Origin of the sequence: Caldalkalibacillus uzonensis (genome assembly GCF_030814135.1) — a bacterium.
Taxonomy (GTDB): domain Bacteria; phylum Bacillota; class Bacilli; order Caldalkalibacillales; family Caldalkalibacillaceae; genus Caldalkalibacillus; species Caldalkalibacillus uzonensis.
Window position 1 is genome coordinate 339,916 of the sequence record NZ_JAUSUQ010000002.1, and the last position, 18,230, is coordinate 358,145.

Annotated in this window: 14 protein-coding genes and 1 pseudogene; 1 reads left to right on the top strand and 14 read right to left on the bottom strand. The window is 42.6% G+C overall.

All coding sequences use genetic code 11. From position 1 onward, the window contains the following. Positions 1–6 precede the first annotated feature (6 nt). The 9 genes from J2S00_RS04485 to J2S00_RS04525 form a co-directional block, all read right to left on the bottom strand. On the bottom strand, positions 7–1,062 hold the full coding sequence (locus J2S00_RS04485) for an ABC transporter ATP-binding protein (RefSeq protein ID WP_307335976.1): 1,056 nt from the start codon (positions 1,060–1,062) through the stop codon (positions 7–9). Continuing rightward, a complete protein-coding gene (locus J2S00_RS04490) occupies positions 1,062–2,087 on the bottom strand; it encodes an ABC transporter ATP-binding protein (protein WP_307335978.1) in 1,026 nt (341 codons plus the stop codon). Before J2S00_RS04490 ends, J2S00_RS04485 begins: the two co-directional genes overlap by 1 nt. Continuing rightward, positions 2,084–2,941: an ABC transporter permease gene (locus tag J2S00_RS04495; RefSeq protein ID WP_307335981.1), complete on the bottom strand. Its 858-nt coding sequence runs from the start codon at positions 2,939–2,941 to the stop codon at positions 2,084–2,086. The genes J2S00_RS04490 and J2S00_RS04495 overlap by 4 nt, the downstream gene beginning before the upstream one ends. A gap of 19 nt (positions 2,942–2,960) precedes the next feature. Next, positions 2,961–3,941: an ABC transporter permease gene (locus J2S00_RS04500; RefSeq protein ID WP_307335984.1), complete on the bottom strand. Its 981-nt coding sequence runs from the start codon at positions 3,939–3,941 to the stop codon at positions 2,961–2,963. Between the two features lie 54 nt (positions 3,942–3,995). Next, a complete protein-coding gene (locus J2S00_RS04505) occupies positions 3,996–5,723 on the bottom strand; it encodes an ABC transporter substrate-binding protein (protein ID WP_307335987.1) in 1,728 nt (575 codons plus the stop codon). Positions 5,724–5,947: 224 nt separating this feature from the next. Next, on the bottom strand, positions 5,948–8,026 hold the full coding sequence (locus J2S00_RS04510) for a sigma-54 interaction domain-containing protein (RefSeq protein WP_307335990.1): 2,079 nt from the start codon (positions 8,024–8,026) through the stop codon (positions 5,948–5,950). A gap of 234 nt (positions 8,027–8,260) precedes the next feature. After that, positions 8,261–9,808 carry a sodium:solute symporter family protein gene (locus J2S00_RS04515; protein WP_307335992.1) on the bottom strand — a complete coding sequence of 516 codons (1,548 nt, stop codon included), beginning with the start codon at positions 9,806–9,808 and terminating at the stop codon, positions 8,261–8,263. A gap of 157 nt (positions 9,809–9,965) precedes the next feature. Next, positions 9,966–10,589: a hypothetical protein gene (locus J2S00_RS04520; protein WP_307335995.1), complete on the bottom strand. Its 624-nt coding sequence runs from the start codon at positions 10,587–10,589 to the stop codon at positions 9,966–9,968. A 59-nt stretch (positions 10,590–10,648) separates the two neighbouring features. Next, positions 10,649–11,734: a zinc-binding dehydrogenase gene (locus tag J2S00_RS04525; RefSeq protein ID WP_307335997.1), complete on the bottom strand. Its 1,086-nt coding sequence runs from the start codon at positions 11,732–11,734 to the stop codon at positions 10,649–10,651. A gap of 201 nt (positions 11,735–11,935) precedes the next feature. On the opposite strand from J2S00_RS04525, the gene J2S00_RS04530 reads away from it, so the two are divergent. Beyond that, positions 11,936–13,300 carry a sigma-54 interaction domain-containing protein gene (locus J2S00_RS04530; protein WP_307336001.1) on the top strand — a complete coding sequence of 455 codons (1,365 nt, stop codon included), beginning with the start codon at positions 11,936–11,938 and terminating at the stop codon, positions 13,298–13,300. A 395-nt stretch (positions 13,301–13,695) separates the two neighbouring features. On the opposite strand, the pseudogene J2S00_RS04535 reads toward J2S00_RS04530, so the two are convergent. The 5 genes and pseudogenes from J2S00_RS04535 to J2S00_RS04555 all read right to left on the bottom strand — a co-directional run. Further along, a pseudogene (locus tag J2S00_RS04535) lies at positions 13,696–14,187 on the bottom strand (ABC transporter ATP-binding protein); the annotation flags it as partial. Further along, entirely contained in the window at positions 14,174–14,881 is a 708-nt protein-coding gene (locus tag J2S00_RS04540; protein WP_307336055.1) for an ABC transporter ATP-binding protein, read from the bottom strand. The gene J2S00_RS04540 and the pseudogene J2S00_RS04535, both read right to left, overlap by 14 nt. Positions 14,882–14,895: 14 nt before the next feature. Then, positions 14,896–15,870, bottom strand: coding sequence for a branched-chain amino acid ABC transporter permease (locus J2S00_RS04545; protein ID WP_307336007.1), 975 nt, complete (start codon positions 15,868–15,870; stop codon positions 14,896–14,898). A gap of 19 nt (positions 15,871–15,889) precedes the next feature. Further along, on the bottom strand, positions 15,890–16,753 hold the full coding sequence (locus J2S00_RS04550; protein WP_307336010.1) for a branched-chain amino acid ABC transporter permease: 864 nt from the start codon (positions 16,751–16,753) through the stop codon (positions 15,890–15,892). A 63-nt stretch (positions 16,754–16,816) separates the two neighbouring features. Beyond that, positions 16,817–18,085, bottom strand: a complete 1,269-nt coding sequence (locus J2S00_RS04555; RefSeq protein ID WP_307336012.1) for an ABC transporter substrate-binding protein — start codon at positions 18,083–18,085, stop codon at positions 16,817–16,819. Between the last annotated feature and the right edge of the window lie 145 nt (positions 18,086–18,230).

Genomic DNA, 18,230 nt, shown 5'->3' on the forward strand with positions numbered 1-18,230 from the left:
CCTTCATTATTCATATAAGTGACATTCGATCCATCGGCCGTCAACAAATCTGCCAATAGGTTCAACTTCTTTACATTTTTCTGTAGCAACCGGGCACCGTGGATGAAAACGGCAACCTCGAGGAATATTGATCGGGTTCGGCGGTTCCCCATCCAAAGGGACATTTAACCCGTTAGGATTCGGTTCCGGAACAGGTACAGCTGAAAGCAGTGCCTGCGAATAAGGATGTGCCGGTTCTCTGATGACTTCCTCCGTGGGTCCCATTTCCACAATACGTCCCAAATACATAATGGCTGTCTTGTCACATACATAACGAATTAGGGACAGATCATGGGAGATATAGATACTTGCCAAGTTTAGTTCTTCTACTAAATCCTTAAGGAGATTTAGAATACTGGCACGAATCGATACATCCAGCATAGAGACTGGCTCGTCGGCCACCATGAACTTTGGTTTAATCACCAAAGCCCGTGCAATCGCCACTCTTTGCCGCTGACCACCGCTCATTTGGTGAGGGTACCGATTGATGTACGTTTGCGCTGGCCTAAGACCAACCTTTTCCAAGGTTTCTAATATACGATCCAACCGTTCTTTCGGATTTTTTATACCATGGATGATCAGAGGTTCTTCCAATGTTTGTTTGACAGTAAAACGGGGATTCAAAGATTCATATGGATCTTGGAAAACCATTTGTGCTTCCTTGCGAAATTTCTTTAATTCCTTTCCTTTAAACGATGTAATATCTTGTCCATTGAATTCCACTTTGCCTGAAGTGGGTTCGACCAATTTCACCATAGTTTTGGCGGTGGTTGTTTTGCCGCATCCTGATTCACCTGCCAAACCGATGGTCTCTCCTTCTCTAACCGTTAAGCTGACACCATCAACAGCCTTCACGACCTTTTGCTCAGAATCTTTCTTCACTAATGATTCCAAAAAACGCTGGCTAACAGGAAAATGAACCTTCAAGTCTTGAATATTAAATACGATATTTCTCTGGTCCTGTTGTCTTTCGGAATGATTTGACTGGTTTTCTTGAATGTCTGACTGTCTTAAAACTTCCATCATGACACCTCCTTAGCCAGGTTACTCCATGTCTCCCGGAGGGCTGCCTTTTCCCGCATCTCTTCTACCTTGTCCACGTGATGACAGGCAGCGGTGTGATTCTCTCCGATGTGTACCGGTTCTGGCACCTCTTCTCTGCATATATCTGTGGCAAACGGACAACGGTCAGCAAAACGGCAGCCCGAAGGAGGGTGAAGCAGATCTGGCGGATAACCTGGAATCGAAATTAATTCATATTTTTCTCCTTTTACACTGGGAAAAGCGTTTTTCAAGCCCATCGTATAGGGATGACACGGTTGCTTAAATATGGCTTCTACAGGACCGGACTCTACCACTTTTCCAGCATACATGACTACAACCTTTTGGCAGGTTTCCGCCACCACTGACATATCATGAGTGACCATAATCATCGAACTGTGTAACTCTTTTTGCAGATTTTGAATTCGTTTCAGAATTTGCGCTTGTACGATAACGTCCAATGCTGTGGTAGGCTCGTCTGCGACAACGATACTGGGATCAAGCGCCAAAGCCATGGCAATGATCGCCCGCTGTCTCATGCCACCGCTAAATTGATGAGGATAATCTCTGAGCCGTATTTTATCTAAGCCGACAAGATTAAATAATTGTTCCGCACGAGACCATGCTTCGTCCTTGGAAACCTTGCGATGGATACGAATCGCCTCCACAATCTGATCACCCACTCGATACACCGGATCAAGCGCATTCATGGCACTTTGTGAAATGATAGAAATATCGTTCCAACGAACTTTGCGCATTTCTGACATCGATAGTTCGAGTAGATTTTTCCCCTTAAACAGCACTTCTCCTTCGGAATGGGCCTGTTTTGGCAGTAATCGAAGTATGGACTTGATAATTGTTGTTTTACCGCAACCGGACTCACCAACCAACCCCAGATTCTCTCCAGGTGACAGGGAGATATCTACACCATCTACGGCCCATACCTCACCTTCATGGACTTTATAACAGGTACGCAGTTTTCTAATTTCCAATAACTTATCGCTCATAATTTTCTCAACCTCGGATTTAAAATTTGTTCCAAACTACGACTAACAAAGAATCCAGACATGACCAGCAGGGTAATGGCCAACCCCGGGGGAACAACCCACCACCAAGCTTCATTGATGGCCTGGGCGACATAGGCATCAAACAAAATTTTTCCCCAGCTGATTAAAAGGGGGTCGCCGTAACCCAGGAAACTTACACTTGCTTCGGTAATAATGGCCCAGCCCATCGCCAAAGAGCTGAAAACTAGTGACAAGGGGATAACATTGGGAGCCAAATGGCGGAAAATGATACGTGCATGACTGGCCCCAGTCAGCTTTGCTGCCTGAATAAATGTTCTTTCCTTTAGGGTAAGTACCTCAGAACGGATGACCCGCGCCGTCGTTCGCCATGATATGAGTACGATGGCAATAATGATGTTCCAGATACTTGGACCAAGTACTGCCACCATGATCATGGCAAAAGGGAGAAACGGTATACCATATACAATGTCGGTAAAGCGCATAAGTAAATCATCGATCCAACCACCGAAATATCCAGCCACTAATCCGATTGTTGTCCCTACGACCGTAACCATGATACCTGAAACGATCCCAACAAACAGGGCCACCCTTGTGCCAGCTATGACCTGGCTAAAAATATCGCGTCCCATGCGGTTAGTACCAAACCAGTGCTCCTTACTTGGCGGATCCATTCTCGCAAACGATCCATCAGACCGATAATGCTCTTCCATCGGGTCATAAGGAATAATTTGCGGGGCAAGTATCGCAACAAGGATGAAAAATAAAAGGATAGCGATTCCAGCCAATCCTAATTTATCTTGCATTAGAAGGCGTAAAACTTCTCTTGTTGTCATTCCATTAACCTCCCAACACCTATTTGTAGGTTACCCGTGGATCAAGATATGCGTAAAGCACATCTGCCACCAGATTTAAAAACACCACAAGTACACCCATTAAGAAAAAGCTGGCCTGGGCGACCGGATAATCATTCATTTGAATGGCATGAACAATTTCACGCCCCAATCCTGGCCAATTAAACACCGTCTCTACCAGAACCTGCCCTCCGATAGCAAATCCGATCAAAAGTGTAATTTCTGTCACAACAGGCAGCAGGGCATTCCTCATGGCGTGCTTGAACAGAACCGAACGTTCTCGCAATCCTTTAGCCCGGCTCATTTCAATGAAGTCTTCTTCCATCACCTCTATCATGGAATTACGCATGATCAGCATTGGACTGGCAATGTAATACGCAGCACCAACAAGAGAGGGAAGAATCAGATGATGTAGAAATTCAAAATTGATATATTTGTCAACAAATCCGCTAAACTGTTGCCCCGGCTCATGCATTCCACCTGTCGGAAACCAACCTGCTTTATAAGAAAACAAAGCAAGTGCCACCATTCCTATCCAAAAAACCGGAGCGGAACGAAAAAAAAGCGCAATCGAAACGGTAACAGCTTCAAACTTGGTGCCACGATACCAAGCGACGAGAGCACCCAATAAAATGCCAAAAATAAGGGCAAGTCCAATTGTAAAACCCATCAAAAAAATCGTGTTCCACAATTTATCTGCTATCACGTTGACAACCGGCTCACGGGAATTAAACGAGATACCGAATTCTCCTTGAACGAGATTTTTCATATAAATCCAATATTGTTCCATCAAAGGTTTATCCAGTCCAAACTGCTCCAAAACCGCTTGCTGAGCCTCTACAGGTAATGCCGCATCCACAAAACTAGTCGTGGGATCACCCGGTAGTACCCGGAACATAAAGAATAGTACGCTCATAAGGATGAACAAGGTAATTACAGATTGAATGAGTCGCCGGATGATAAATCCCCTTAGTCCTTGCACGCAAAATCCTCCTTCTTTTGTTAAAGGGGGAAAGGAGCTCTTTCCCCCACCATGTTATTCAACCGGACGTATAATCCCCTTCTCTTTGTCGGCGTCACTCTTGCCTTCCGGGTAATAAATCTTTCCGTTTTCATCCCACTGGTAACCCGCTTCTGCCAGAATTTCACGGGCCTTATCAGGATCATAACTGAATCCTTGAACATTTGGATTATGCCAGAATTCATTAGCAGGTCCGATGATTGAGTTGGCTACTTCACCGTATCCCTCCAAAAGTCTATCAACAATCTGTTCTTTGGGGATGACATATGACATGGCAAGGCGAACCGCTTTGTCATCAAACGGCATCCGGCGCATGTTAAAGTTAATATGATAAAATCCGTGATCAGGAACATCGATCACTTCTATATTTGGATTATTTTCCAGGTTTTGTACCTGAATGGGTTCAATCCACCAACCGGTCATGTCAGCTTCCCCTTGCTCAAGTGCTGCCACCATGCCCTGCACATTAGCATAAGGGATTTTTAAGATGCCTTCCAATTTCGGTTGTTCAAAGTATTCATCGTTTCGTACTAATTTCATCTCTTCATCTTTGCGCCAGTAGTCCAGTTTAAATGGGCCGCTTCCGATAATCTCTGTGTTTTGATGTTCAAGAACAGCTAAGGGGCCTTCTTCCTCTAAGATGGGTTTCCAATAATGCTCAGGAAAGATATACATCTGAGCCAGAGTGTTACTAATAAACGGAGCAAATGGCTGGTTCAAATTAAATTGAATCGTAAGCTCATCTTTAACCTCTACCGATTCGATTGGTTCAACCATACCTAGGAAATAAGGGGATTCAATCTCCTTGACTAAATCAAATGAGAATTTTACGTCCTGGGCTGTAACAGGCTCCCCATCATGAAATTTCATCCCAGAACGCAGTTTAACTTCATATGCCGTGCCATCTCCGTTTACATCGGTAATGCTTTCTGCCGCCCAGTTCTGGGGTTCACCAGTTGGAGAGATGCGCACAAGCCGGTCGTAAATTAAGCGGGTCACCTGAAAATCGTGTGTATTAGTAGAAGATAACGGGTTAAGAGAATCAATATCGCTCGGGTAACCCCACCGAATCACTTTTCTATCCCCTGTAGGTGTGGCATCCATAAACGTCCAAAAGCTGTTTAATCCTTCACCCATCATGTATTCTACATTTGTAAAATCTTTTTTGTTGTATGCCATCAGCTGATTACGATGAACAACCGGTGCATAAGGGAGATCCTCTAAAAACATCTCCTGTGCTTTAAAAACCAATTCTTTTCGTTTCTCCACATCACTTGTCGCACGCTGTTGTTCAGCAATCTCGTCATACTCAGGGTTATCATAGCCCACAATATTATAGGCCCCTGGTCCAGCATTGGAAGAGTGCAGTGTTAAATATACAAAATGGTCTGGGTCAATTCGTTCTGCACGGCCGCCCCAGGCAAGCGTAAAGGCATCGAAATCTTTTTGCCTCATACCTAGTTCAGAAAGACGATTCCATGCCAGAGGAGTCACCGTCACATCAAATCCAAGTTTTTTCCATTCCTCTGCAATCATCAATCCCATCTCATAGCGTACCGGGTCGTAGTCTGCCGTAGTTACATACAGTTCAATTTCACGAACCTTTCGCTCTTCTGGAAGATTTTCTGCCACCCCTGCTTCTTTGGGGTCATCACTGTCAGATTCTTTAGTGACCTGCATCGAACAAGCAGAAAGAACCAATGAATACGCAAGTAACAACAGCAAAAATTTTCTTTTTAACATATGTACCCTCCCCTTCATATTTTGTTTTTCTGCAGTGTCATTAATTTTTTCTCTTCTTCTTCATTTTGCAGTAATTGATCTCCCCCCTTTGGAATATATACAGCAATTTTCGTGCCAATATAACAGATGGTGAATTTTCAGTCATAACAGCGAATTCTGATTAGAATTGGACTTGCAAAACTTTCATTAGGGTCTATTAGGTTTAGTTAAAAACAACCTATCTTTTACGTTTGACAAGAAGCGGAAATATGCTCAAGCTTAGTTTTAATTACATCCAGGATCAGAGAGCCAATAGTTGTAATTCGGCTGCCTTGTCCTCTCGTCCCGGAATGAATCAATCCTAGTTCACGTAAAATTTCCATTCTCCTTCTAACCTGCTGGTCTGTTAAGGGGAACCCAGCTTTTCTGGAATAGTGTACAATCTTGCCTCTCCCGACACCTACCCGGTTTTGCTTTGCCTGCTTCAAACAAGAGAGGACAATGTAGAAATCTATTAAATCTCCTTCTTTTTCAAGTAATTGAATATATTGCTCTTCCGAGAAGTCAATATGATCACTTATTTCCTTAAACTGTTCGGGAAGATCATTAGTCGTGATTTGATTACCCTCCATCACACTGGTCATGTACTGTACCACACTGATCAATTCTCTGATGTTACCCGGCCAATTGTAATTGATAAGTTTGTCCATCACATCCTGCTCAAGATGAACTTGCGTCGAGCAATATTCCTTGATAAAGTGGTCAATCAGAAGCGGAATATCTTCCTTTCTTTCCCGCAACGGAGGAACACGAAGAGGCAGAACAAATAAGCGATAATACAGATCCTTGCGAAACCATCCCTGTTCAACCATTTCTTTTAGATTTTGATTGGTTGCTGCAATAACACGTACATTCACGGGAATGACACGGTGTCCTCCTACTCTCATAACCTGCTGTTCCTGTAGAACCCTTAGCAGCAGGGCCTGTAATGATGGGGATGCATCACCTATTTCATCGAGAAAAATCGTACCGTTATGGGCTAATTCAAAAAGTCCCGGTTTTCCTCCTTTTTTCGCACCTGTGAACGCACCATCTTCATATCCGAACAATTCACTTTCCGCAAGCGATTCTGGAAGACCGGCAAAATTAACAGGCAAAAACGGACCGTTTCTTCGGTTTGAAAGATTGTGAATGGAATGGGCGAACAACTCTTTACCCGTTCCGCTTTCTCCCACAATCAATACGGTACGATCCGTCTTGGCAATCTTCTTTAATATTTTAATGGTTTCTTCGAGAGGCTTGCTTTTTCCGATAATATGTTTCAGCGAGTATTGTGCAGACAATCCTTTTTCTTGCAATTCTTTTCTAAGGTCCTGCTCAAGTTTCTGTATCTTGGTTACGTCCTGAAAAACAGTCATCACGCCCTGCTTACCCTGACCAATTTCAATCTGCCTTTTGTTGAAAACCAAATGCTTTCCACCTGTGGAATAAAGCGTGTTTTCCTGATTTTTTTTGGATTTGTCAAAGATCTTAAGTTTAGGAAATACTTCTTGGACCGGCTTTCCGATCATCTGCTTATCAGATAAATGAACATCAAGAATATGACGGGCAGCCTTATTCACCTGAATGATATGACCCTTATCGTCGGTAGCAACAATCCCGTCGTTCACCATATTAAGAATGGCATCTAATTGATGATTTAATTGGTTCACATAAGTCAATGTGTTGAATAGGCCGCGGCTTAATTGCACAATCTCTGCCACGTATATATTGGCTTCCTCCACATCAAGGTTAAGCCTCACACCGATTTCAACAATAGTGGAGAAATCAATGGGCCGAATCCCTATGTCAATCACTTGTTCAATTCCCGGTGGAACGAGCTCCAAACCCGCTGGGGTAATCGCGACTTTCACATCATGTATCTCTTGTATCTCACGCATTGTACGTTTATTTCTCGGTGAATAAGGAATCATGTCCAAATCAAAACCAAGGTTCCTTAAGATATTGATCGTCTCCCTGGCAGTTTCAATCATATTGTTGACAACCAGACATTTAGTACCGGCAGGAAGCGCAACCAGTTCCTTCAACTTTTTGATATTTATAGTTCTCCGTGCCACAACTAGCTTGTCTTGGGGAAGTTCCCTGCCTTTGATCACTTCAGGTGAAGAAGCCAATATGAGATCAGCAACTGACTCGTAATTACCGTCAAAATCGTTCAACAGTTCAATTGAATTCTGAAAATAATCGTGAAGCTGCTGCGCAAAAACTTTATAGGTTCTTCCTCTTTGATCTTTAGTCACCAATAGGATTTTATACGAACTCAACCAAATCCCCCCTAAAAATAGACCCTAAATTATTTTTTATTTTAATATAAATATTATTTGAATTCATCGTCATTTTTTGTTAAATATTAAAGCTAGACATGAAAAAACTCCCCAGTAATCTATGTACAGAATCCCCCAAAAAAACTGATCCTGAGGTGCCCTCACCTAGGATCAGCAGTTTAATGATCAATACATTTTTTGATTATTGATTGGAGGGGATATCGCGGTTGCTCCTTATGAAGTGAACGAGGACTGATTGGTTGAAGAATTTTTTTCTGGTCCAAAAAGTTTCTCCACATGTTCTTTGGGCATTGGCTTGGTCAGCAACGTGACCACAACCATCACAAAAGAAGCTATAAAAATGGAATAACCCGCGGCAGCAAATGGATTTCCATACACTTCAAGCCTTGGAATCATATCTCGATATATCAACCCGTAGGAAATTACCCCAACAATAAATGAGGCTACCGCGCCTTGCTTGTTTGCTCTTCGCCACAAGGCACCAATGGCTAGGGGACCCATCAGTCCTGCCATCATGCCCCCAACACCGATCCACAAGAATATCGCCAAGGATTCAGGGGGATTGTATGACATCCATACCCCCAATAAGATTGTTCCCACCACAGCCACGCGTCCGATGATCAGCGCATTCCGTTCCACTTTCGCTTCATCAGTTTGGTTTTTGGCAAAAGTTTTACGATATAAGTCATTAGCAAAAATCTGAGAGAAGGATACAATTAATCCGTCACTGGTTGATAAGATAGCGGACAAGACAACGACCGCCAACAATGCAGCCACAAAAGGAGGAAACAGTTCCTTGAACAAGGCAGGAATAACCTGATCAGCATGGGAAAGCGGTTCGTCCAATACGGCCAGTCCCAATATACCCCCCAAGGCCATCATGGGCAATACGGCTCCGGCAATGACACAAAACATGAGAAACACTTTCAACTGGCGGCTGTTCTTTAAAGCCAGAAATTTATTCCCCAAGTGTGGCAAAACCCCAAACGGAATATGGGCGATGAAGAGCAAGAAGGCGAGCCAAGCGCTTCCATAAGTGGGATGTTCCGGAATAAATAAAGTATCCCAGCCAGCAGTCGGATTTTTGGCCTTAACCGCTTCATTGACGGCCGTCATGCCTCCCCCGCTGACACCATAACCAGTGAGAAACATGAACAGTACGAGCAAGGCAATGCATAACATTAAGAAGCCTTGTACGGCATCCGTTAAAATATCTGAGTGAGAGCCACCCATTGTCAGGTAGATGCACAGTACAATCGCCGTAATCCATACAGCCACAGTGTAATCCAAACCCATCATGGTCTCAAACATGATTGCGGCGGCAACCAGCTGAGCCACGATATAATAGATCAATAACAAGGACAAGATTGCCAGTCCAACACGCAAAAATTCACTCTGATAACGCTCACCCACAATTTCGGGGATAGTCCGGTTGCCGAATTTGTCCCCCATTAATTTTACCATCCGGGCGGTAAGTAACATTCCACCATATATGCCGATCGGATAGAGGATAGGATACCATAAACTTGCAAATCCCAAGCTATAGGCCTGCCCCGGCATGCCCATAAAGGTTGAACCTGACGCTGTAGTTGCCACCACGGCCAACCCGAGCACAATCGGGCCATAACTAGACCGGGCCGTCGCAAAATCGTCTGCATTTCTAGTTCTCCTCATCCCAAAGTAACCGAAATAAATCATTAAGCCAATAAACAACACCATTAAAACCCATGACCAAATGGCAACGCTTTGCTCAGCACCCATGTGATCCTCCCCTTTTTTACTTTTATAACTAATCAAAATGCCTTATCTTAGGATTCGTCTTCATGGTAGTTAAAACGAAACCAGTCTGTTTTAAAAATGAGGAAGCCTAATATTACCCATGAACCTAGAATCAACACGGCTGCCCACTGTAACACATTCAAGATTGCCACCTCCTTTCACCATTCAAGTTGACATTGAACTCTTCCATCTTTTTCTCCAGCCAACCAGGATCTAATCCTGGGATCGTGTTCACCTCTCCATCAGTACCGGTAAGCGCTTCCAAAACAACTATTTTACTTTTAAATTTGGAATTAGCCAAAAATACGTAATAAGGAAGGTACACCACCTGTTCCCGGCTTAATTCATAACGTGGAGCCTGAAGGGGACGCATAGCTCTGTACACGACATTTTTTAGGCAGCGCCTCTGCTCCTCGTTAACTTCCTCAGCTGTCACTTTAACCGGTAATACAAAAGCCGGGTCGATCTGCTGCCGTTTATTTTCAGGCCATATCTCTGTCTGGGCGGCTAAAGCCGTGCGTCCATTGACGCCAACCCGGATTAAGGCTTTGGCGTCTTTGAAGATGTACCGCGGAACGATGACTTTCCATTCTGAAAAAAAGTAAGGGTAATAGAACGTAAATACATACTTAATCTGCGGATCGGATCGTTTGAACCAACGCAAACGGGTCCATCTCTGTAGAATTCGTTGTCTTGCTTCATCTACAGAAAAGCCTTGTGAGGCCACGTCAATATGCATCTTTTTATCTCGTGCCGGAAGCACGAACATCACCTCCTTCCCCTTTGTCTAAACATGTTTGTTAGCCGTGTGTAAACAGTAGCTTATGACATGACAATGGATGCTCTGGTCACCTGTCGGCTTGCTGATTTATCCAGAGCGTCTTGAATATTTCCAAATTCAAACTCGGCATCAATCATTTTTTCAAAAGGGTATTTATCAATTGTTTTGGATAAAAAGTTAAGGGCTTTATGCAGATACCACGGTTCATAACGTACAACAGGTAAAATCATAATCGATTTCCTCGTCAGCAGTCCCGGATCAAACGCTGTTATTTGTCCGGGCGATACGTTACCAATAGATACGTACCTTCCTCCAGGTCTAATTAAGTGAATTCCCTCACTAAATGCATCGGGTACGCCACTTACCTCTAACCCTACATCGGCTCCCTTTCCGTGAGTCAACGATCTGATATATTCCGCTCTTTTTTCCACCGTATTATACTCATTTAAATTGATTGTATAATCAGCTCCAAAGTCTTTGGCATGTTTTAAACGCGTTTCCACACTATCAATGATGATCACAGTGGCCCCGTGCTCTTTGGCTACCGCAGCCGCATTAAGACCCAAACCACCCGCTCCCTGAATAACAACTGTTTCGCCGTATGTCAGCTGTGCTTTGCTCAGTCCGTAGTATACCTGAGACAGTGCACAATTCGCACTGGCAGCAACTATGTCAGGAACGTTATCCGGCACTTTATAGAAATATTGATTAGGATGTACATAATAGTGTGTCGCAAACGAGCCATGAAAGTGAGGTTTGTCTACGGGTGATTTATTCCAGAAGTAATAGGCATTTTCACATAAAGGAAACTCTCCTCTTAAACAAGCTTCACATTTCCGGCATGTTTGATAATAAACGGCGGCTACCCGATCTCCTTCCTTGATTAGCTGACCGGCATAATCTGTTTCCACTCCCTCACCTATACGAAGAATGCGTCCTACCATTTCATGCCCCAGAACACCCTGCTTCTTGGTAGGATGATGGCCCCGCCAAATATGCAGTTCTGAGCCACAGACATTCGTACGTGTCACTTTAAGTATCACAGCTCCCCTTTCCGGATAAGGAATATCGTACTCCTGATACTCCATCTTCATTGGCTCAATCATTGCTGCTACTGTCCCCTTCATACGTCTTTCCTCCTTGTTTTTATACTCATGAAATTATATAGCAAGATTGATGCCAAAGGGAATTGCTTATCATGCTTGTAATCCTGTTATCTAATATTGAAAATTTTCAATACCTTTAGTAAAATATTGACTAATAACATTGTATTATCACAATACAAATTGCTTTTTTGCAATCTTCACTCTACATGGGAGGGGAAATCTTTGAAAACAACAATAGAACAAGTAAAGCCATTTTTCGAAGCTTGCCAAGAGGGCATCTATATTGCTGATCACAATCTTGTTAGTTTGTATGTTAACAAAGCTTATCAACGTTTAACCGAAATGTCCCCAACTGAGCTTATAGGTAAGAAAACGACCCAACTGGTCGAAGAAGGTATTATCTCTGAATCGGTTTGTAAACTTGTTCTTGAGTCCAGATCTGAAAAATCAATTTTGCAAAAGTTTAAAAGCGGAAAATTATTATTAGTGACAGGAACACCATTATTTGACGACCAACAGCAGTTAAAATATATTGTTGTGACAGCAAGAGATGTAACTGAGTTGAATCGTTTGAAGAATGAATTGGCGGAGACGAAGAAGCGGTCAGAGATGTATTTAAGAGAGTTAAGCAACTTAAAAAGTCAAAGTATCCGTAACGTAGAAATCATTGCCGAGAGCCCGGAAATGAAAGAACTGTTGGCAACTGCCTGCCGGATAGCTCAAGTTGATTCACCCGTTCTTATTCTAGGAGAATCTGGTGTAGGAAAAGAGATACTGGCTAAGTTTATACACTATTCCAGCCCGCGGCAAAATAAACCTCTTATTAAGATAAATTGTGGCGCAATCCCTCCTCAACTGTTAGAATCGGAGTTGTTTGGGTATGAACCAGGCGCATTTACTGATGCCAGAAGAAACGGTAAACCTGGAATGTTTGAACTAGCAAACCAAGGTACCATCTTTCTGGACGAGATCGGAGAGCTTCCTTTAGAGTTACAGGTGAAACTTTTACGAGTTTTACAAGACTTTGAAGTAACTCGCATAGGGGGAACTAAGCCGATCAGATTAAATATCAGGGTTATCACTGCAACAAACAAGCCTCTCGACGAAATGGTGAAAACACAATCCTTTCGTGAGGATTTATATTACCGTATCAATGTGGTACCACTACACATTCCCCCCTTGCGTAAGCGTAAGGAAGATATATTCCCGCTCGTTAGACAAACCCTGGAGAAATTAAATAAAAGATACGGGAAAAATAAAAGATTCTCACTGAGGGCATTGGAACAGCTAGAAAATTATCAGTGGCCTGGAAATGTGAGAGAATTACAAAATATTATTGAGAGATTATTTGTCATGATAGATGAAACAGTTATCGATGTTCAGCACTTACCATTCAAGCAAACCCAAAGTACACAGCAGGGGACATTAAAAGAACAGCTGGAAATGGTAGAAAAACAAATCATCTTGACAGCCTTAGAAAAACATCACACCATGCGCAAGGCAGCACAGGCTTTAGGGATTGATCCGTCCACCTTAACAAGGAAATGTCAGAAACTTAAGATTAACTGGCATATTCTTAACAACTAAAATCAGTATTCCCCCTAAAAAAACCTTCTTCTTTAAGTTAAAATGTAGCAAACATAGAGAAAGAAGATTGGCGACCTTATAGTCGCCACAACCTTTTAGTTTTTCTTTCTCAAACGAATGTGTGTCTCATTTTCATAATACCACCTAATATTTACATTTGTAAATTTTCAAAGCTATCATATCCCTAAATACGCATTGCGAATCTCTTCACTATTTAATAATTCTCTTGATTCGCCAGAGATCACAATTCTCCCATGCTCCAGAACAAAAGCCCTAGAAGCCAGTTGCAATGCTTTATGCACTTGCTGTTCCACTAGCAAAATGGTAACACCCTGACCATTTATCTCCTTAATTTTCTCGAAAATTTCCTGAACAAGGATCGGCGCTATACCTAAGGACGGTTCATCAAGCAACAGCAATTCAGGCTCAGACATGAGTCCGCGTCCAATGGCCAGCATTTGCCGCTCCCCTCCCGACAATGTACCAGCCATTTGATTTTTGCGTTCATACAAGCGCGGAAAAATTTCAAAGATATGATCTATGTTTTTTTGAATATTTTGTCGAGCTCTCTTATTGTATCCTCCCATTAACAAGTTTTCATACACACTCATTTCAGGAAATACACGGCGTCCTTCTGGAACATAGGCGATGCCTTGCTCAACAATATGATGGGCTTCAGCTTTCATAATGCTTTCACCCCGAAAAGAAATCTCCCCTTTTTTTTCTTGAAGCAGTCCACATATGGATTTCAGAGTTGTGGATTTTCCGGCACCATTACCCCCGATCAGCGCTACAATCCCCCCTTCCTCAACTTCCAGGGATACATCCCATAACACTTGGACGCCATCATAAGCTGCAGTTAACGCTTCCACTTTAAGCATAGGCATCTTCCCCCAAATAAGCTTTAATCACTTCAGGATCTGCAGAAACCTCTTTCGGTGTACCTTCGGAAATTTTTATCCCGTTTTGCAAAACAACAATGTAATCGGCCATGGACATCAGGGCTTTCATAATATGTTCAATGATAATTATAGTAACACCACTTTGATTGATTTTTCGTGTCATTTTCACTGCATTCTCGACTTCTTTGGTTGTTAATCCTCCCAATGGCTCATCAAGTAATAACACTTCAGGAGACGTGGCCAACGCACGAGCCATCTCTAACCTTTTTAAGTTACCAATTGATAAATCACTGGCCTTTAAGTCTGTGATATCTTCGATCTCTGTCAGTTGGATCACTTCTTCGGCCTTCTTTCTGGCTTCTTTGATATCTTTGGATTTGCTTAGTGCGCCAACCAATATATTCTCTTTAACCGTCAACTTTTTCAAGGGTTTCACAATTTGAAATGTCCGGGCAATACCTAAATGACAAATCTTATTAGGTTTTAAGCCAGTGATCTCTTGTCCCTTAAAGAAAACAGTGCCACTGGATGGAGGCAAAGCTCCAGCTATCATATTAAAACAGGTGGTTTTCCCTGCTCCGTTTGGCCCAATCAGACCAAGAATTTGTCCTTCCTTTACTTCGAAAGAAACATCTGATACTGCCTTTAACCCTCCAAACTGTTTGGTTAGCTTTTCCACCTTAATCAACTTTCTTATACCTCCTTCCTACTGAATGTGCTTAGAAATTTCCTCTTTAACCAGCCGTAAACTCCTTCAGGCATATACAGAATAACAAGCATCAGCAACAGACCGTAAAGAATAAGATAAGCGGTTCCCACCCAGTCATACAAAATTTCAGTTAAAATGACCAGTATAAATGAACCTATGATTGGCCCCATAATGGTTCCAATCCCCCCAATAACAGCTACGAAAATCATTTCGGCACTTAAATGAACGGCAAAAACGGTCTGCGGTTCAATAATCCCGACAACTAAAGCCATAATTCCACCTGAAATACCAGTAAAAAAAGCACTGATCAACAGAGCATACGTTTTATACAATCTTGTATCTATCCCTAAGGCTAATGATGCGTCCTCATCTTCACGAATGGACAAAAAATAATAACCCTCTTTTCGTCTTAATAACCAGTACATCACAATAATTGTTATAATTGTAAACAGAAGAGTGAAGTAGTAAAACGACTCTTTACTTCCCAGCTGAAATTCCATAAAACCAACATTAATTGGGGGAATATTAAGTAACAGAATACCCACTCCTCCCCCGGTTAATGAGCTCCAATTCAACGCCACTAAACGGATTATTTCTGCCGTAGCCAACGTTCCCAGGGCAAAATATGGTCCTCTTAATTTGAACAGAACAAGACCAACAGGCAAGGCCAGAAACACGGCAAAAACCGCTCCCAGCAGTATTGCTGTCAAAGGATTAATCTCATATTGGGTAACAAGAATCATAGTCGTATAAGCGCCCATTCCTAAAAACATGGCGTGTCCAAAAGAGATTTGGCCTGTATATCCCCCTAATAAATTCCAGGACAATCCAAAGATAATATGCAAAAAGATGACAATACTGACATGCAAAAGATAATTATTAACAAACGGAAATTGCGGAAATACCAAGGCGAACGCAAGAGCAATAATGATTAGCAGTATGATCCCTTTGTTCCTCATCTGTTCTCCTCTCCCCCCCTTACACCTTACGACCGAGTAGACCTTGAGGTCTGAATAATAGAATCAACAGAAAGATGATTAACCCGTATGCATCGGTAAATCCAGATGAAACATAAACCGCTCCCAAACTTTCTGCTACACCGAGAATAATGCCACCAACCGCAGCACCAGGAATATTTCCCATGCCGCCCAACACAACGACAATAAAAGCTTTAATGATAAAAATCGTTCCCACAGTGGGATAAAATGCGATTTCAGCTGTTAACAACGTTCCAGCTATAGCAGAAAAGCCAGCTCCAATCCCAAATGTAATCATCGCAATTCGTTTAACATTAATTCCCATCAAAGATGCTGCTATTTTTTCCTGACTGGATGCACGTATGGCCATCCCGACAAATGTTTTGTGCAAGAAATACCAAAGGCCAATAACACAGACTAAAACAATACATAACGAGATGATTTTGGTCACCGAGATAGCTAAATCCCCTACCTGAAGTGTGGTAACACCGTAAGGAAGATCAAGTCTCCTATAGTTTGGGGACCATAAAAATTGAGCTAAATTAGCGATAAACAAGCTGGCTCCTGCTGTAAACAAAAGTGAATTTTCTTCAGTTAAACCAGGAATTTTCCCCACACCAAACTGATACATCAACAATCCAAACAGAAAAACGATGATCCCTGTAAACGGTATTGTTAAATATGGATCAAGACCTGCGTATTGATATATAAAATAAGTACTAAACATACCCAGCATGACAAACTCACCATGGGCCATATTAATGATTTTCATTACCCCAAAAATTAATGTTAAACCGAGAGCGATCACGGCATAAATCGCACCGTTCAAAATGCCATCGATAATACTTTGCATAAATAAATTCAATGCTTCAACACCTCCTAAATAAAAGGAGGAGACTGTTAAAGTCCCTCCTTATATTCTTTTCTTTTAGCGTTCGTTCCAGGAAGGAAAAGGATAGACTGGTTCTCTGTCGGCTACTTCCTCGGGATAAACCGAGACTAGCTCACCGTCAATCCATTGGCTCAATTCCGTAATCCCTCGATTCTGGTTCGTATACCCGTCAAAATCTTCAAATTTAATGGGGCCAAAGATGGTCATCATATCTGTCTCAGCCAAAGCTTTCCTTACGTCTTCACGGTTTAAACTTTCTGCCCTTTCAAGTACATCGGCAATAATGTAGATTGAAACATAGCCTTCGACTTCATGTTCACCAGGGGAATGACCATACCGATCCCGATAATTGTTATAGAACTCGTGCCATTCATCCTGGCTTTTATCACCATGCCAAGGTGCACTGGACATCACATATTCCGCTAAGTCCCCGGCCTGCTCATAAAATCCCATAATTGAGTGGCCGGCACCCGTTCCGGCAAACACTTTAGCATTCACTCCTGCCTCCGCAGCCGCACGCATGATCTGGGTTGCCTCATTATCAGTTCCAGAAGTCATAATAACAGCATCCGGTCCAAAATTTTTGACGTTATTCATAATCGGACGAAGATCTAGGGAGTTTTCATCATATTTTTCATACAAAACATCATAGCCTTTTTCTTCAAAAAAATCTTTTAGACCATATTCATAGATGGCATCACCAAAAGCATTGTCTACCTGGATGTAGGCAACAGAGCTCACATCCGTCTCATTAATTAAGAAGTCCTGCAGTGCTTCTGAATACATCCCAGCCGTCGGGTTGAAACGAAAGACATATTCCCATCCGGATTGAGTAGCCAAGTCGGTTGAACCATGGTCTATTAAATAAGGCATCTGATATTGATTAGCCACTCGAGCCACAGCGAATGTCACGCCACTAGACCGTCCGCCAGTTAAAATCAACACGTCATCATCATTGATGAGACGCTCGGCAGACTTCACTCCTTCTTCAGGGCGCTCCTGAGAGTCTTCAATCACTAACTCCAGCTTCATTCCCCCACGGACACCGCCTGCTTCATTAATCTCTTCCACAGCCATAGTGTAGGCATTTTGGAATTTTTCACCAAACACGGCGGCAGGTCCAGTCATAGGCAACACAGCACCAATTTTAATGACTCCCTCCACAGACTGCTCTCCTCCTTCCTCCGTTGCTGTACCATCACCTTCGTTTTCAACCGGACCCGAGGCACTCTCATTCCCGCACCCCAGTAAAGACAAACTGACTGCAAGCATCAAAACAACCAAAATGAATAACTTGTTTTTCAATCTGATCCCCCCTTGTATATTATGTTTTAGCCTTCATTTGAAGGTCTTTCAAACCTAAAACTGTTCCTTGAAAATTGAATAAAGATTCGTTTTGGTGATGGAGAACATAGCTTCGTAATGAGCGTTTGCTTGCGAAGCAAGCGAA

What these genes read in the sequence shown, in the direction of transcription:
- J2S00_RS04485 (WP_307335976.1), bottom strand. Translation starts at nt 1,062, where the DNA reads ATGGAAGTTTTAAGACAGTCAGACATTCAAGAAAACCAGTCAAATCAT.
- J2S00_RS04490 (WP_307335978.1), bottom strand. Translation starts at nt 2,087, where the DNA reads ATGAGCGATAAGTTATTGGAAATTAGAAAACTGCGTACCTGTTATAAA.
- J2S00_RS04495 (WP_307335981.1), bottom strand. Translation starts at nt 2,941, where the DNA reads ATGACAACAAGAGAAGTTTTACGCCTTCTAATGCAAGATAAATTAGGA.
- J2S00_RS04505 (WP_307335987.1), bottom strand. Translation starts at nt 5,723, where the DNA reads ATGTTAAAAAGAAAATTTTTGCTGTTGTTACTTGCGTATTCATTGGTT.
- J2S00_RS04515 (WP_307335992.1), bottom strand. Translation starts at nt 9,808, where the DNA reads ATGGGTGCTGAGCAAAGCGTTGCCATTTGGTCATGGGTTTTAATGGTG.
- J2S00_RS04525 (WP_307335997.1), bottom strand. Translation starts at nt 11,734, where the DNA reads ATGAAGGGGACAGTAGCAGCAATGATTGAGCCAATGAAGATGGAGTAT.
- J2S00_RS04545 (WP_307336007.1), bottom strand. Translation starts at nt 15,870, where the DNA reads ATGAGGAACAAAGGGATCATACTGCTAATCATTATTGCTCTTGCGTTC.